At 73.3% G+C, this 15900-nt stretch carries 14 protein-coding genes; 6 read left to right on the top strand and 8 right to left on the bottom strand.

Features of this window, described 5'->3' with window-relative positions; translation table 11 throughout:
* Position 1 precedes the first annotated feature (1 nt).
* From ACIBQ6_RS14050 to ACIBQ6_RS14035, 4 genes are all read right to left on the bottom strand, one after another.
* Positions 2-592 (bottom strand): GNAT family N-acetyltransferase, encoded by a 591-nt coding sequence (locus ACIBQ6_RS14050; protein WP_397212196.1) that lies wholly within the window; start codon positions 590-592, stop codon positions 2-4.
* A 14-nt stretch (positions 593-606) separates the two neighbouring features.
* Positions 607-2091: an APC family permease gene (locus ACIBQ6_RS14045; protein WP_397212194.1), complete on the bottom strand. Its 1485-nt coding sequence runs from the start codon at positions 2089-2091 to the stop codon at positions 607-609.
* A gap of 56 nt (positions 2092-2147) precedes the next feature.
* Positions 2148-2780 (bottom strand): GPP34 family phosphoprotein, encoded by a 633-nt coding sequence (locus ACIBQ6_RS14040; RefSeq protein ID WP_358291795.1) that lies wholly within the window; start codon positions 2778-2780, stop codon positions 2148-2150.
* A gap of 199 nt (positions 2781-2979) precedes the next feature.
* The gene (locus ACIBQ6_RS14035) at positions 2980-3477 is read right to left on the bottom strand and encodes a hypothetical protein (protein ID WP_397212192.1); all 498 of its coding nucleotides are present in this window, start codon (positions 3475-3477) and stop codon (positions 2980-2982) included.
* 223 nt (positions 3478-3700) lie between these two features.
* Between ACIBQ6_RS14035 and ACIBQ6_RS14030 the strand changes: the two genes are divergently transcribed.
* Together ACIBQ6_RS14030 and ACIBQ6_RS14025 are read left to right on the top strand one after the other, a co-directional pair.
* Positions 3701-5320, top strand: coding sequence for a carbamoyltransferase C-terminal domain-containing protein (locus tag ACIBQ6_RS14030; protein WP_397212190.1), 1620 nt, complete (start codon positions 3701-3703; stop codon positions 5318-5320).
* Between the two features lies 1 nt (position 5321).
* The gene (locus ACIBQ6_RS14025) at positions 5322-6116 is read left to right on the top strand and encodes an N-acetylmuramoyl-L-alanine amidase (protein ID WP_397212188.1); all 795 of its coding nucleotides are present in this window, start codon (positions 5322-5324) and stop codon (positions 6114-6116) included.
* Here ACIBQ6_RS14025 and ACIBQ6_RS14020 read toward each other — a convergent pair.
* Positions 6113-6742: a TetR/AcrR family transcriptional regulator gene (locus ACIBQ6_RS14020; protein WP_397212186.1), complete on the bottom strand. Its 630-nt coding sequence runs from the start codon at positions 6740-6742 to the stop codon at positions 6113-6115. The two genes, ACIBQ6_RS14025 and ACIBQ6_RS14020, sit on opposite strands and share 4 nt — an antisense overlap.
* Before the next feature lie 100 nt (positions 6743-6842).
* Between ACIBQ6_RS14020 and ACIBQ6_RS14015 the strand changes: the two genes are divergently transcribed.
* The gene (locus ACIBQ6_RS14015; RefSeq protein WP_397212184.1) at positions 6843-7943 is read left to right on the top strand and encodes a serine hydrolase domain-containing protein; all 1101 of its coding nucleotides are present in this window, start codon (positions 6843-6845) and stop codon (positions 7941-7943) included.
* Positions 7944-7980: 37 nt separating this feature from the next.
* On the opposite strand, the gene ACIBQ6_RS14010 is transcribed toward ACIBQ6_RS14015, so the two are convergent.
* Positions 7981-8166 (bottom strand): hypothetical protein, encoded by a 186-nt coding sequence (locus ACIBQ6_RS14010; RefSeq protein ID WP_352320620.1) that lies wholly within the window; start codon positions 8164-8166, stop codon positions 7981-7983.
* A gap of 198 nt (positions 8167-8364) precedes the next feature.
* Between ACIBQ6_RS14010 and ACIBQ6_RS14005 the strand changes: the two genes are divergently transcribed.
* From ACIBQ6_RS14005 to ACIBQ6_RS13995, 3 genes are all read left to right on the top strand, one after another.
* Positions 8365-9324 carry an NAD(P)H-dependent flavin oxidoreductase gene (locus ACIBQ6_RS14005; protein WP_397212182.1) on the top strand — a complete coding sequence of 320 codons (960 nt, stop codon included), beginning with the start codon at positions 8365-8367 and terminating at the stop codon, positions 9322-9324.
* Between the two features lie 123 nt (positions 9325-9447).
* On the top strand, positions 9448-10251 hold the full coding sequence (locus ACIBQ6_RS14000) for a hypothetical protein (RefSeq protein WP_397212180.1): 804 nt from the start codon (positions 9448-9450) through the stop codon (positions 10249-10251).
* Between the two features lie 67 nt (positions 10252-10318).
* Positions 10319-11137: an SAM-dependent methyltransferase gene (locus ACIBQ6_RS13995; protein ID WP_358291810.1), complete on the top strand. Its 819-nt coding sequence runs from the start codon at positions 10319-10321 to the stop codon at positions 11135-11137.
* Here the strand turns inward: ACIBQ6_RS13995 and ACIBQ6_RS13990 are convergent.
* Together ACIBQ6_RS13990 and ACIBQ6_RS13985 are read right to left on the bottom strand one after the other, a co-directional pair.
* Complete coding sequence (locus tag ACIBQ6_RS13990) at positions 11131-12288, bottom strand: FAD-dependent monooxygenase (RefSeq protein ID WP_358291812.1); 1158 nt, start codon at positions 12286-12288, stop codon at positions 11131-11133. The two genes, ACIBQ6_RS13995 and ACIBQ6_RS13990, sit on opposite strands and share 7 nt — an antisense overlap.
* A gap of 77 nt (positions 12289-12365) precedes the next feature.
* Positions 12366-15455, bottom strand: a complete 3090-nt coding sequence (locus ACIBQ6_RS13985; protein ID WP_397212178.1) for a BTAD domain-containing putative transcriptional regulator — start codon at positions 15453-15455, stop codon at positions 12366-12368.
* Between the last annotated feature and the right edge of the window lie 445 nt (positions 15456-15900).

Raw genomic sequence — 15900 nt, 5'->3', positions numbered from 1 at the left:
GTCATCCGGTGGCGCCCGGCCGCCACATCGGCCAGAACAGGGCGCCGTCGGGCAGCGCGAACGGCTCCTCGGCCTGGTAGCCGTGCCTGGCGTACAGGTCGCGGCTGCGGGCGCTGCTGGCCTCCAGGTAGGCGGGCGCGCCGTCCAGCAGGGCGTGGTGGCGGCGCAGCAGCGCCGATCCGAGCCCCCGGCCCTGGTGGTCCGGGTGCACGGCCAGGAACGCCAGGTGGTGGTACGGCGGCTCCGGGTGGTGCCGTTCGAACAGCTCGTCCAGCACCCGGAAGCGGTCGGCCCACCTGCCGGTGGCGGCGGCCAGGCGGCGGTCGTAGTCGGGCGGCTCGGGCAGCGGCGCGTCGGCGGTGTGCGTCAGCCAGACCGCGACCGCGCGGCCCTCGTCGAGCAGGTCCACCTCGCCGTGCTCGATGGCGTGCGAGACCAGGATCAGGAAGTCGGCCACCATGATCTCGTGCCGCCCGGCCGGCTCGGGCACCAGGTACGACACCGCGGGCAGCCGCGCGAAGGCGGTCGCGATCAGCTCGGCGACCGCGCCGGCGTCCTCGGCCGTCGCCCGGCGGACGTCGTGCGCTGCCACGTCCTGCGCGCGCCTCAACGGACGGCCTCCGGCGTGGCGGCGGCCTTGGCGCCCATGCCCACCAGCGAGTACACGCTCGGCTGTCCCGTGCGCAGGACCAGCGCCCAGCCCACGCCGAACAGGGCGGCCACCGCGTACACGACCGGCAGGATCCAGGCGAGCGGATCGCCCTCGGGCACCCCGAGCAGCGTCGCGAAGTTGTCCAGCGCGAGCCACACCATCACCGCCAGCGCCAGCGCGGCGGGCACGGGGGCCAGGAACCGCCGCGCGAGGCTCTCGCCGCTCGGCTGCCGGGCGAAGAAGGCGACGATCGCGATCGAGGTCACGAACACCAGCAGCAGCACCCCGAACCCGCCGAACGAGCCGCCGTAGAAGAAGAGCTGCACCAGCGGGTCGAGCCCCAGGACCGCGTAGACCACGATGACGACCAGCCCGAGCACGGTCTGCGCGATCGAGCCCGACCGGGGCGCGCCGCTGCGCGGCCGGGTGCGGCCGAAGAAGGCGGGCAGCACCCGCTCGCGGCCGAGCGCGAAGAAGTACCGGGCGGTGGTGTTGTGGAAGGAGATCATGGCGGCGAACACGCTGGTGACGAAGAGCACCCGGGCGATGTCCACGACCGCGCCGCCGAGGTGCTGGTTCGCGATGACGAAGATCGTCTCGGCCTGGTCGCGGCGCGCGGCGGCGACGATGTCCGCCGGTCCCGTGGCGACCGTCATCGCCCACGACGACAGCGCGTACAGACCCGCGATGATCGCCACCGACGCGTACGTGGCCAGCGGCACGGTACGCCGCGGATCCCGGCTCTCCTCCGAGAACACCACCGACGACTCGAACCCGACGAACCCGAGCGTCGCGATGACCAGCAGCGCCCCCACCCCCGGCACGAACAGCGCCGCGGGCGACAGCGTCTCGGCCGAGAACCCCGACCGCGCCGGGTTGACCAGGTCCGCCAGGTCGAACAGCAGGATGACCGCCACCTCGGCGGTGAGCAGGACGGCCAGCAGCCGCCCGTTGACGTCCACCCGCATCAGCCCGAGTACGCCCACCAGCGCCCAGGCGACCAGCGAGATGGCCCACCAGGGCGGCGCGCCGCCGAACCAGCGTTCGAGCAGCGGGGTGGCCGCCGCGCCGAAGGCGCCGTACAGGCCGACCTGGAGGGCGTTGTAGGCGATCAGCGCCACCCAGGCCGCCGCGATGCCCGCCGGACGGCCGAGGCCCCGGCTGATGTAGGTGTAGAACGCGCCGGCGTTGGCCATGTGGCGGGCCATGGCCACGTACCCGACCGCGAACACCGCCAGCACCGCGCCCACGACCAGGAACGCGATCGGCAGCCCGGTGATGCCGGTGACGGCGTAGCCGGTGGTGATCACACCGGCGACGACGGTGAGCGGCGCGGCGGCCGACAGGACGAAGTAGACGACCGAGGGCGCGCCGAGCCGGTCGGCGGCCAGGGCGCCGGCGATCGGGTCGGGCGCGGCGCCGGATCTCGCGGAGGGCATCGCGTTCCTTTCCTGGGGGGTTCAGGTGCGGTGTGGTCGGGTCGGCGGTCCGGGGCTCACGTCCGGTAGGTCAGGACGGCGTCGCCGACGGCCGCGCTCACCTGGCGGCCGAGGTCGCTGAGCGGCTGGGGCATCGCGGCCAGCACCGTGGTCAGGTACTGGTGGGCGCCGCGCCGGTCGGCCGGGTCCTCGACGACGACGTCGGTCAGGTCGCAGGCCTCGGCCAGCGCCGCCAGCGCCATGTCGTGCGGGGTCAGCGGCTGCCACTTCACCAGCGCGAGCCGCAGCCGGGCGGAGGGCCACATGGCCCGGTTGAAGTCCGTGGAGAAATAGCGGAATTGTTTACGCTTGAGCAGCCGTGGGGATTCGCGGTCGAGCAGACCATTACCCATCAACCGGCTGGTTACTTCGGTGACCGAGCGTTGCGCGAGGTAGGCCAGCCAGGTCCGCACATCGGTGTGCTGCGGGGAATTGCCTATTTCGGTCAGCACCTTTCCGGTCAGCTCGTCCGGGACCCGGCGCCGGTCGACCACCCGCAGCCGGACCCCCTCGACGGTGATCCGCTGCTCCAGCACCAGCTCCGCGAGCAGCGCCCCGGCCAGGCCGAGCGCCACGCCCGGGACGTGCAGCCGAGGCTTGCCCGAGCCCGTCGCGTCCCAGCAGACGAAGAAGAAATCATCGGCAAGCAAAAATCGGCCCGCTCACTATAGGAATTGGTGGATGACCGGTTCAGGAAGCAGCGTGTAGCCGCCAGCGGCAATTTGTACCAAAAACCCGCATCTCCGGGCTAGACCCTATTTATCGGGAAATAAAAAACACCGGCTTCATGGAGAAGCCGGTGCCGCCCGATCGGGCCCGTCAACCGATGGTCGCCGGGGTTTCGGATCGTCAGTTCGCGCAGTCCTGCTTGTCGAGGGCCAGGCCCATCTCGTAGATCTTGCCGCCGCGGAGCAGGAAGTAGTAGTGCGCCTTGGCGTTGCCCGGCACGGCGACGTACGGGAAGCCGCTCGCGGCCGTCCGCAGCTTGTTCGCGTACGCGCGCTTGAGCTGGGCGTTGGTCGAGCCGATGCCGATGCCCTGCGGCGTCTTGGCGCCCTTCGGGGCGAAGATGATCGCCACGCCCTGCTTCTTGGAGATGAAGAGGCCGACCGCGTCGCGGCCGGTCCGCTGGGCCTTGAGGTCCCAGCCGGAGCAGGTGGGGGAGTCGAGGCCGGGCTTGTGGACGATCTTCCCGGTGGCCTGGGCGGCCTTGGCGCTCATGCCCAGCGTGACCCCGCCGTATCCCTGGGGGCCGAAGGCGGGGGCGGCGAGCGCGGGGGAGGCGATCCCGGCCAGCGCGACGCCCGCCGCGAGGGTCGCCGCCGCGATGATGTGCTTCGTCGTCATGCAGGGTTTGACTGCGCGGCGGGCGCACAAGTTCGCCCGGTTCGCGGGCGGCTGCGGGCTGACGTGTCCGTTACGCGGTTGAGGGATGGTCTTGTCCCGGGCCCGGGTACTGGTGCCGGTGATCACAGCCCAGGAGGTACCAGAGATGACGGATGTTCCTATCGTTGTCGGCATAAATCGTACTCAGGATGGTTCTGTTGCTGTCGCTGTGGGCGAGTCGGGCATGTACAGCCTGCAGAAGGAGCGCATCACCCGGCGCAGGCACCACTGGGGCCGTCTGGGCGACCTGCCGGACCTGTACCTGCCCGAGATGCCGCTGCTCAAGGAGTCCGTGGACCTCGTGGTCGAGGGATACGCCGCCGACACCGAGATCGAGCACAAGGACGCCTACGAAGAGGAGCTGCGCGAGACGCTGAGCCTCAAGGAGGACGCCCGGGTCGTCCTGGTCTCCCACCATCTCAGCCACCTCTACAGCGCGTTCCCGCCCTCGCCGTTCGACCGGGCGGCGGGCCTGGTGATCGGCGCGCAGGGCAGCCGGGTCAGGGACTTCACCGAGCCGGTCCGGCTGCCGAAGGGCACCCGCGACGACATGCTGGAGGTCGCCTCGTTCTACCGCTGCGAGCGCGGCGGCCCGGTCGAGTGCCTGGCCAAGCAGCTCTGGGACGGCGACTGGGCCCGGCCGACCGGCCTCGGCTGCTTCTACACCCTGCTGACCAGGCTGCTGTGGCCCGAGGGCGAGGGCAACGAGGCCAAGGTCATGGGCCTGGCCCCGTTCGGCGACGCGTACGTCTACGGCCTGCCCGACCTCGACGTACGCGGCCACGAGGTGTTCATCCCCGAGGAGTGGATCGAGACCTTCGCCCAGCGGGACGCCTACGTCTACGAGCCCGGCGGCGAACGCTTCTCCCGCGCGGCGGACCTGGCCGCGGCCGGCCAGCGCGTCTTCGAGAACGCCCTGGCCCAGGTGGTCGCCTGGCTGCACGGGCAGACCGGCCTGGACCGGCTGGTCTACGCCGGCGGCGCCGCGCTCAACGCCACGGCCAACGGCCGGATCGTCCGCGAGTCGCCGTTCCGCGAGGTGTTCATCCCGCCGAGCCCGCACGACGGCGGCACCGCCGTGGGCTGCGCCCTGTACGGGCTCATCGAATGCCTCGGCGTCGAGAGCCGCTTCCGCTGGACCGACGACTTCCTCGGCCCCGACCCGGACGAGACCGAGATCGCCGCCGCGGTGCGGAGCCTGCCGGACGGCCTGGTGGCCGAGCAGCCGGCGGACCTCGTCGGCGCGACCGTGTCGCTGCTGGAGAGCGGCCGGGTCGTGGGCCTGCACCAGGGCCGCAGCGAGTCGGGCCCGAGCGCGCTCGGCAACCGCAGCGTGCTCGCCGACCCGGCCAGGCCGGACGTGCAGGACTACGTCAACTTCGAGGTCAAGGGCCGCGAGTGGTTCCGCCCGCTGGCCGCGCTGGTGCTGGCCGAGCACGCCGAGCGCCTCTTCGGCGTCGACCGCCCGGCCCCGTTCCTGCAGTGCGTCGTGGACGTGCGTCCCGAGCACCGCGCGAGCCTGCCGGGCGTGACCCACGTGGACGGCACGGCGCGGATCCAGACCGTGGAGGAGCAGGCCACGCCGTTCCTGCACGCCCTGCTGACCGGGTGGCACGCGGCCACGGGCTCCCCGGTGCTGGTCAACGCCTCGCTCAACGGCCCCGGGGAGCCGCTGACCGAGACGCCCGAGCAGTCGATCGGCACCCTGCTCTCGACGAACCTGCACGCCCTGGTCATGCCGCCGTACCTGATCCGCAAGCGCGAGGAGCCGCCGGTGCCCGGCCTGAACTGGGACCGCGACTAGCATGCGCGTTCACCCAGCCGTCCCGGTGCTGCTGACCGCCCTGGCCGCGCTGTCGGCGGCCTGCGGCGGCGGCCCCGTGCGCACCACCCAGGGGGTGGTCGTGACCTCCGGCGCGCCGTCGCAGAGCACGCGGAACGCGCTGGCCGGGAAGGTCGTCGTGCTCGACCCCGGGCACAACGGCGGCAACGCCTCCCATCCCAAGGAGATCAGCCGCCCGGTCGACATCATCACCGGACGCAAACCCTGTAACACCACCGGCACCCAGACCGCCGCCGGCTACACCGAGCACGCCTTCACCTGGGACGTCGCGAACCGCCTGAAGCCGCTGCTCGAAGACATGGGCGCCAAGGTGGTGCTGACCAGGCCGGACGACACCGGCGTCGGCCCCTGCATCAACGAGCGGGCGGCCATCGGCAACAAGGCGCGGGCGGACGCCGTCCTGTCCATCCACGCCGACGGCGCGCCGCCGGCGGGCCACGGCTTCCACGTGATCCTGCCGGGCCTGGTGGCCGGGCACAACGACGCGATCATCCAGCCGTCCAGGAGGCTCGGCGTGGCCGTCCGGAACGCCTTCCGCGACGGCACCGGCCTGCCGTACGCCACCTACACCGGCGAGCAGGGCCTGCAGACGCGCACCGACCTGGGCGGGCTCAACCTGTCCACCCGCCCGGCGGTGTTCATCGAGTGCGGCAACATGGCCAACCCGGGCGACGCCGCCAAGATGTCCGACGGGGAGTTCCGCGGAGAGATGGCCGGCTCGCTGGCCGCCGGGCTCAAGCAGTTCCTGACCGGTTAGGCCCCGTAGGCGCGCAGGAAGACCTCCACCGCGGCGTCGGCGAGCCGGTCGAGCTCGGCCTCGGTGTGGTGCTCGCCGCCGCCCGCGAACATGACCCTGTTCACCGGGACCCACAGCAGCAGGCCGACGAAGTGGTCGGCGGCCAGCCGGGGGTCGTCCATGGGACGCAGGCCGTGCCCGGCCAGGCGGCCGAAGGCCGTGGACATGCTCTCCAGCGAACGCTCGAAGCCCTGCTCGTACCAGGTGCGGCCGAGGTCGGGGAAGCGGTCGGCCTCGGCGATGATCAGCCTTCGCAGCCGCAGCACGTCGGGCTGCATGATCGAGGCCAGGAACTCGTGGGCCAGCTTGCGCAGCCCCTTCTCCAGGTCGTCGTCGCCCTCCAGCGACTCGGTGATCAGCTTGGCCAGGCCCTCGATCTGCGCCGTGGTGTCGAGGATGATCGTGGTGAAGAGCTGTTCCTTGTCGCTGAAGTGCTTGTACACGGTCTGTTTCGAGACCGCGGCGATCGAGGCGACCTCGTCCATGCTCGCGCCCACGTAGCCGTTGCGCAGGAACACCGCGCGCGCCGCGTCCAGGATCTGCCTGCGCTTGCGGGCCGTCCGGCCGTCCTCGTCGGTCACTGTCACGCCACCTTTTCGATCATGAGTTCGCATAGTACTGGACAGTTCCGTACTCATTTGAGTACTGTACCGTCCAGTTCCCGAAACGAACAGGAGTGACGACCTCATGAGCGACCTTCAGCAGCAGGTGCAGCAGACCGCCGACAAGCTGGTCGAGTCAGGCGCCGAGCGCGGGTTGCAGGTGGCCGTCTACCGCGACGGCGCGCAGATCGTGGACGTGGTGGCGGGCGTGGCCGACCCGGAGACCGGCCGGCCGGTCACCTCCGACACCCCGTTCTACAACTTCTCCATCGGCAAGGGCGCGACCTCCACGGTCGCCCACATGCTGGCCGAGCGCGGCCTGTACGACTACGACACCCCGGTCGCCGACCTGTGGCCGGAGTTCGCCAGGAACGGCAAGGGCGGCGTGACCGTCCGCCACGTGCTGACCCACACGGCCGGCGTGCCCGGCGTGCCGCTCGACACGACGCCCGAGGACGTCTGCGACTGGGACAAGATGGTCGCCGCCCTGGAGAACGCCGAGCTGTGGTGGGAGCCGGGCACGAAGATGGGCTACCACGCCTACACCTTCGGCTTCCTCGTCGGCGAGATCGTCCGCAGGGCCACCGGCAAGCGCATCTCGCAGGTGCTGCTGGAGGACGTCTCCGGCCCGCTGGGCGTGGCCCGCGAGCTCTACTTCGGCATGCCGCCGGCGGAGCAGCACCGCCTGGCCCGCCTGGAGGACGAGCCGATGGACCCGTCGGCGTTCGGGGACATGCCGGCCGACCTGCCGATGTTCAGGGCCGGGCCGATGGAGCTGATGCCCAATGCCGCCCTCGGCAGCAGGCCCGACTACCTGACCGCCGACATCCCGGCCGGCGGCAAGACCTCGGCCAGGGCGATCGCGCGCATGTACGCCGCCCTGCTCGGCGAGGTGGACGGCGTGCGGCTGATCTCGCCGGATCGGCTGCGTGAGGCGACCACGGTGGCCTACAGCGGCCCGGACGAGGTCTTCGGCATGCCCTCGACGTGGGGTCTCGGCTTCACCATCGGGCTTCCCGGCGGCTCGCCGCAGGAGAGCGCGACGGCGTTCGGCATCGGCGGGGCGGGCGGCAGCTACGCGTGGGCCGACACCGCGACCGGCACCGCCGTCGCCCTCACCAAGAACCGCCTCACCAACGACTTCGCCGCCGTCGGCGAACTGGCCGCCCTGGTCGCCCGGTCCTGACCGCCGTGCGCGGGGGCGTCGCCGCCTCCGCCGCGGCTCAGCCGTCGCGGCACAGGGGGCGGCCGCCGACCACGCAGGCGATGCCATCGAGGTCGCAGCTCAGCAGGGTGCCGTCCATGCCGAGCACGAGCACGAGATCGCTCCTCGACCGGTGGGCCAGCATGATCCGGCCGACGACACCGTTGTCCAAGACCACGGTCGGGCGGCTCGCAGCGCTGTCCATGTCCTGGCGACTCCTCTCGGGTTCCCAACAGGCCACGCGCGCCGGACCCGTCCCCACCAGGATGCACAGCCGCCGCCTCCGGCGCATCGGTCATCCGGCTCTACTTTCGTACGGATCCTGCGTTGTCGCCCTCCCGCCATGCTCGCAGAGGGCAGGGTGCGAGACTGACAACGGCAGGCGACGTGCAAGGAGGCCGGCGTGCGGACGTGGTTGACCGAGCGGTTCGGGTTGACGGTGCCCCTGGTGGGCGCGCCCATGGCCGGAGTGGGCGCGGGCCGGCTGGCCGCCGCCGTCTCCGCGGCCGGCGCGCTCGGCGTGATCGGGGTGTCCGCCGCCGCCCCCGCCTCCTGGATCGAGGCCGAGGCCGCCGTCGCCGCCGGGAGCGGGCGGCCGTACGGGATCGGGCTCATGGCCTGGGCGCTGCCCGGCAACCCGGCCCAGTTCGAGGCCGTGCTCGCGGCCCGGCCGCGGCTCGTCTCCGTGAGCTTCGGGCCGTACCAGCGGTACGTGGCGGAGCTGCGGCAGGCCGGCATCACGGTCGTCACGCAGGCGGGCACCACCGACGAGGCCCGCGCCGCCGAGCAGGCCGGCGTCGACGCGGTCGTGGCGCGCGGGGCCGAGGCGGGCGGCCACGGCCGGGCCGACGTCGGCACGCTGCCGCTGCTCCAGAGCGTGCTCGACGCCGTCCGCGTCCCGGTGCTGGCGGCGGGCGGCATCGCCACCGCGCGCGGGCTGGCCGCCGTGCTGGCGGCGGGGGCCGAGGGCGCGTGGGCCGGCACGGCGTTCATGGGCTGCGCGGAGACGGCCCTGCCGGAGACGGCGGCGGCCCGCGTGCTGGCCGCAGCCGAGACCGACACCGCCTACGGCCGCGTCTTCGACGTGGCCCAGCGCCTCGACTGGCCGGCCGAGTACGGCGGCCGGGCCCTGCGCAACACGTTCTTCGACCGCTGGGCCGGTCACGAGGAGGAGCTGGCGGCCGACGAGGAGGCCGCGGCGCGGATCGCCGCCGCCCGCCGCGACGGCGACTTCGACACCGCCTGCATCTACGCGGGCCAGGCCGTCGGGATGGTCCGGGAACGGCGCACGGCTGCCGACGTGGTGGCCGGTTTCGCCGAGGCGGACGCCCTGCTGCGCCGCTTCGCCCGGCCCGGCGGATGACGCCGCTCCTGGCCTGATGCATCCTCTTGTGCCATGACACATCAGACGCTCCCCCCAGCGCCCCCGGCACCCGCCGCGCCCTCCGTCGCCACGGCGCCGGGGACCGCGTCCGCCAGGGGCAGTGTGCTGGAGGTGATGGAGAAGATCGGCACGGTCGTCGTGCCGATCGCCGTCGCCGTGTACGCCCTGCTCTACCTGGGCTTCGAGAGCGTCTACGACACCTTCGGCATCACCCCTGAGCAGGCCGGGCTCACCCAGGCGAGCATCTTCGGCCACCTGGTGGCGACGCTCGTGCTGCTCTTCCTGACCCTGCTGCCGCTGCTCGGCCTGGTCGTGGGCGCCTGGTGGCTGCTCGACCGGATCACCCGCGGCGCCGCCGGACGCGTCCTCGACCGGGGGCGGGAACAGCCGTGGCTGGCCGCCGCGGTGGGCGCGGCGCTGTCGGGCGTCGCGTACTGGGGGCTGCTCGGCATCCTCGACGTCACCGGCACACCGGTGCTGATCACGGTCGCGGTGGTCGGGCTGTTCTGCCTGCTGGTGCCGTACCGGTTGCTGCGGGCGCGGCCCACCGGACGGGCCGCGATGCGCGTGCTGACCGGCGCGCTGGTGGGGGTGGGCCTGGGGTTCGTGCTCGTCGGCTGGATGACGCAGGGGGCCGAGGCGGTGCACGACCGCGGCGAGGCCAACCTCGTGCTCCAGCTCACCGGGTTCTCCAACCAGTGGGCCGAGGTGCGCGACGACTCCGGCAAGCTCCTGTCGAAGGGGCAGCGCTGGCTGGTGCTCGGCCAGGACTCCGGCGCGTACGTGTTCTACGACTGCGCCACGGCCGGCACGATCCGCCGTCCGATCGACGCGACGGTGCTGAGCAGGATCGAGCTCGACCCCGAGTTCGACGACCCCCGCTCCTGCGGTTACGCGGCCAAATAGAACACGTTCCGGTAAGTTACCGATTAGTATGGCCACCGAACAGTGGCAGGCGAGGAAATGGGTCACCATGTCTGAGCTAGAACGTGTTCCGCCCGGCGTGGATCCGAACGTGCCGAGCTCGGCCCGGGTGTACGACTACCTGCTCGGCGGCAAGGACAACGTCGCCGTCGACCGCGCGGTCGCCGAGCGGCTGCTGGCCGTCGCGCCCGACGCCCGAGCCGTCGCCAGGGCCAACCGCCGCTTCCAGATCGAGGCCGTGCGCCACGTCGCCCGCCAGGGCGTGCGCCAGTTCATCGATCTCGGCACCGGCATCCCGACCTCGCCCAGCATCCACGAGACCGTCCGCGAGGTGAGCCCCGCCTGCCGGGTGGTCTACGTGGACCACGACCCGATGGTCCGCCTGCACGCCCAGGTGCTGCTCGCCGACCAGCCCGGCGTCGCCGGCATCCAGGGCGACCTGCGCAGGCCCGCCGACATACTCGCCGACCCGCACGTCACCGGCCTCATCGACTTCGACCAGCCGGTCTGCGTGCTGATGGTCGGCGTGCTGCACTTCGTCATGGACGCCGAGGACCCGCCCGGCATCGTCGCCGCCTTCAGGAAGCCCATGGCGCCCGGCAGCCATCTGGTGCTCTCCCACGCGATGGCCGAGAGCTCTCCCGAGGCCATCGCCCAGCTCCGCCTGGCCACCGCCGGCTCGCCCGCCCAGGGCGCGTTCCGCAGCCACGGCGAGGTGCTGCGGCTGTTCGACGGGTTCGAGCTGATCGGGCCCGGCCTGGTGCCCGTCCAGGACTGGCGGCTCACGGACGACGACCACGTCCCGCCGCTGGACGGCACGCCCCGGCTCCGGCTCGACGCGGGCGTGGGCCGGGTGCCCGTTCAGTAGTCCTTCAGCGCGATGTTGGTGGCGAACTTGTCGGTCACCTTCATCATCAGGCCGAGCAGGAAGCCGAACTTGAAGGTCCAGTTCCGCATGCGGATCCCGGCAGGGGAGCCGGGCGCCAGGAACGTGCCCGCGTTGTTGCCGCTCCTCGTGACCTTGGAGTAGCGGCGCATCTGGCGTTCGTACTCGGCGAAGGCCACGCGGTGGTCGCCGCCCGCCGCGGCCAGCTCCTCGGCCAGCACGTACGCCCCCACCAGGGCCAGCCCGCTGCCGAACCCGCCCAGCGTGCTGCCGTACGCCGCGTCGCCCAGCAGCGCCACCCGGCCGTGGACGTACCGGTCGATGCTCACCCGGCTGATCGAGTCGAGGTAGACGTCCTTGGCGCCGCGCACCGCGTCGAGGACCTGCGGGGTGCGCCAGCCCATGCCGGCGTAGGCCCGCTCCAGGATCGCCTTCTGCTGCTCGACGTCGTAACGGTCGTAGTCGAGCCGCTCGGAGGCGAAGACGAAGAACGCCGGCGCCTTCGGCCCGCCGACCGCGACCATCCTGCCGGGCTCGTTGTACATCTGGCCGTGCGGGCCGAAGTCGCGGTCCAGCTCCACCAGCGCGTAGTAGTGGCCGAGGAAGTCCACGCACTCGGACTCGGGGCCGAAGGCCAGCCTGCGGACGTTGGAGTGGATGCCGTCCGCGCCCACGACCAGGTCGAACGTGCGGGGGGCCGAGCGTTCGAAGGTGACGTGCACGCCGCCCGCGGCCTCGGTGAGCGAGGTGATGGAGTCGCCGAAGACGTACTCGCAGGTTGACGCGGTGCGCTCGTACAGCAGGCGGGCCAGGTCGCCGCGGCGGATCTCGATGTCGCCGCCGGTGAACTCGCCGGGCATGACTCCGAGCGTGCGGCCGTCGGCGTCCACGAAGTACTGGTCGGTGCCGCCGGTCTGGAGGCGGCGCACGTCGTCCAGGATGCCCATGCGGGTCAGGACGGTGTGGTGGGTCTCGCCCTTGAAGTCCACCGCCTGGCCGCCCTCGCGCAGGGCCGGCGCCTTCTCCACGACGGTGACGTTGCAGCCGTGGCGGGCCAGGCAGTGGGCCAGCGCGGGGCCGCCGATGCTGGCTCCGGAGATGAGTACGCGGGTGTTGTGCAGGTTGTCTCTCATGTCGGCAAGCCTCGCCGGGAGCGCTGACAGCCCGGCGACGACCGGCTGACAGTCCCCGGCGCGGCCGTCCCGGACTGTCAGGTGAGGATCGTGGACCGGGCCTCGTCCCTGGTCATCGCGGCGCCGCGGGCGTACAGGGCGGCGAAGCGCGCCGGGCCGAGCGCGGCCGTGGCGGCGGCGGCCGTCGCGGCCACGTCGTGGTCGCCGGTCACCGCCGTCCCGCGCAGCGCCACCCCCACGCCGAGCAGCAGCGCCGCCCGTTCCGGCGGGTCGTCGAGCAGGGCGGCCCCGGCCAGGCCCTCGACGGCGTCGGCCAGGTCGCTGTCGACCGGCGAGCGCAGCGCGACGGCCACCGCCTCCCGGTGCCGGGCCACGGCCTCGGCCGCCTCGCCCCTGGCCTGGGCCAGCCGGGCCAGCGCCGTGAGCACCTGCGGATCCGTGCTGCCGGCCAGCGGGGAGCCCGGAGCGGTGGCGGCCAGCGCGTCCCGCAGCCGTTCGGCGGCCTCGCCGAGATCCCCCTCGATCCTGGCCAGGTCGCCCAGCCTCACGTGCACGGCCGCCGTCAGCTCGGGCCGCCCCAGCTCGCGGGCCAGCTCACGGGCGCGCAGGCAGTCGGCCCTGGCCGCGGCCAGGTCGCCCGCGCGCAGCCGGGCGTCGGCTCGCCGGCACAGCACGTCCACCAGCTCGTCCAGCGCCCCGAGCTCGTCGAGCAGTTCGAGCGCCTGCGCCCACAGCTCCGTCGCCCGCGCCCACTCGCCGCGCCAGCCCGCGATGACCGCCAGCCAGTCGAGCCCCTGCGCCTTCCCCCAGCGCTCGCCCAGCGCGCCGAACTCCGCCAGCACGATCTCCAGCTCCCGCTCGGCCGCCACGATGCCGCCGTTCAGCAGCAGGAGCAGCGCTTCGCCGAGCCGGCCGAGCGCCCGGCTCCACGGGTCGCCGCCCAGCTCGCGCTGCCGCGGCCGTTCCACGTCGCGCTCGGGCGGCCCCGCGGTCATGCCCCACAATGCGGCGGCGAACGGATGCCGTACCGGCCGGTCCGGGTCCGTCGTGATCTCGGCGGCCCGCCTCCAGTGCGGCGACCCGGTGCCGGGGGCGGCGTGCAGGACGGCGAGCACGTACTCGTCGGTCAGGTCCGCCGGCGGCTCGGGGCCGAGCACGTCGAGCAGCCGCCGGGCCGGCTGGACGGCCTGGCCGCGCCGCCCGCTCAGATACCAGTACATGGCCAGGGCGGCGATCAGCCGCAGCGCGACCCGCTGGTCGTGCTCGACGCTCCAGCGCAGCGCGGCCTGGAGATCGGCGTCGTCGGCCCCCAGGCGGGCCAGCCATTCGAGCTGCTCGGCACGGTAGAGATGGGGTTCGGCGCGCTGGGCGTGCGCCAGGTGCCAGGCGGCGTGCGCGGCGCGCATCCGCTCCTCCTCGCCCGCCTCGGCCAGCCGCCCGGCGCAGAACAGCCGGACGGTGTCGAGCATGCGGTAGCGGTCGCCGGCGGTCTCCACCAGCGACTTGTCCACCAGATCGGCCAGCAGCACGGCGCTGTCCTCGCCGCACACCCGCTCGACCGCCTCCAGCCGGGCCCCGCCGGAGAACACCGAGAACCGCCTGGCCAGCACCTGCTCCTCGGCGTCCAGCAGGTCCCAGCTCCACTCCACCACCGCGTGCAGCGTCCGGTGCCGGGCGGCGGCCGTGCGGTCGCCGCGCGAGAGCAGCCGGAACCGGCCGTGCTCGGCCAGCCGCGCGGCGATCTCCGCCACGGGGAACGTGCGCACCCGGGCCGCGGCCAGTTCGATGGCCAGCGGCAGGCCGTCCAGAGCCGCGCAGATGCTCAGCGTCGCGTCGAGGTCCAGCTCCAGCCCCGGCCGTACGGCGGCGGCCCGGTCGGCGAACAGCCTGATCGCCGGGTAGGCGAGCGCGTCCCCGGCGGAAGTGCCCGGGGGCGGGGTGCCCAGCGGCGGCAGCGGCACCAGGTGCTCGCCGGTGATGCCCAGCGGCTCCCTGCTGGTGGCCAGGACGCGCACGCCGGGACAGCCGGCCAGGAGGCGGCGGGCCAGCGTGGCGGCCTCGGCGACGACGTGCTCGCAGTTGTCCAGGATGAGCAGCAGGTCCTGCTCGGCGAGGGCGGCGACCAGGCGCTCGGCGGGGTCGGCCAGGCCGGGGACGCCCGGGCTGAGCGCCGACTCGCGCAGCCCGAGCGCGTTCAGCACCAGCAGCGGCACCTGCCCCTCCCCGGCCGCGGGCGACAGGTCGGCGAAGCACGCCTGCCGCTCCTGGTCGCGGGTGGCGGCCTCGACGGCCAGGCGGGTCTTGCCGGTGCCGCCGGGGCCGGTGATCGTGACCAGGCGCGCCCCGCGCAGCGCGGCCAGGCGCGCCAGCTCCTCCTCGCGGCCGACGAACGTGGTGAGCTGCGGCGGCGGCGCCGACCGCGTGGCGTGCGCGCGCCGCTGCTCGCCGCGCAGGATCGCCAGGTGCAGCGCCGCCAGCTCGGGCGAGGGGTCGGCGCCCAGCTCGTCGGCGAGCAGCCGCCGCCCCTCGTCGTAGACGGCCAGCGCCTCGGCCTGCCGTCCGGCCGCGTGCAGGGCGCGCATCAGCAGGGCGCGCGGGCGTTCCCGCAGGGGGTGGGCGGCGACCAGCTCGCGCAGCCCCGCCGCGGGCTCGGCCTCGGGCAGGTGCAGGTCGGCCTCGTACAGGTCCTCCCGGGCCGCGAGGCGCAGCTCCTCCAGCCGGTCGGCCTGCCCGGGCGCGTAGGCGGCCTCGCGCACGTCCGCGAGCGCCGGGCCGCGCCACAGATCCAGGCACTCCCGCAGGACGGCCGCCGCCGCCGCGTGCCGGCCCGCCGCGAGCAGCCGCCGGCCGTCGCGGGCCAGCCGCTCGAAGCGGTGGGCGTCGACGTCCTCGGGCGGGACCGCCAGCCGGTAGCCGGCGCCGTGGAACTCGATCAGGTCGGCGGGCAGGTTGCGGCGCAGCCGGGAGATCTGCGCCTGCACGGCGTTGGCCGCGCCGGCCGGCGGGCTCTCGCCGTACTGGGCGTCGATGAGCCGGTCGACGCCGACCGTCCGGCTCGCCTCCAGCAGCAGCAGGACGAGCAGGGCACGCGGTCGGGGACCGCCCACGGCGATCGGGTCGCCGCCGGCCGATCGCACCTCCAACGGGCCCAGGATGCCGAACTGCACGTGCCCGATTGTCCAGCATCGTGGCTGTTATCCGCACGTGGATGGGTGTGACCAGCGGTAACAGAAATGTCGGTATGCCTACCGATGAACATACGTATTTTCGAGCAGTCAACCAGCGCTTAGCGTCTGGCGGCAACAAGGCGAAACGGTCCGCTTGCTGTATCCGTCACCCTTTATCACCCCCCACATCCCCCTCACGCCCCGCGACCCAGGACACCCCTGACCGCGCGGCGGCCCGCGCACGCCCACAAGACGGCAACGGCCGGAGGGAGCCCGCCGAAAGGAGCACCACAGCGTGAAACCCAAAGCCTTACTCGCGGCGGTCGCCGGCCTGGCCACGGCCGCGACCCTGACGCTTCCCGCGTCACCCGCGAGTGCCGCCCCGCCCGGAGCCACCCCTGCCCAACAAGGCTCCAGCAGCAGCCGAGCGGCGGCAGACCCCGCC

It is taken from the genome of Nonomuraea sp. NPDC049655, from assembly GCF_044465465.1.
GTDB lineage: Bacteria > Actinomycetota > Actinomycetes > Streptosporangiales > Streptosporangiaceae > Nonomuraea.
The sequence above is the reverse complement of the archived record's forward strand: the minus strand, read 5'-3'. Positions and strand labels throughout refer to the sequence as shown.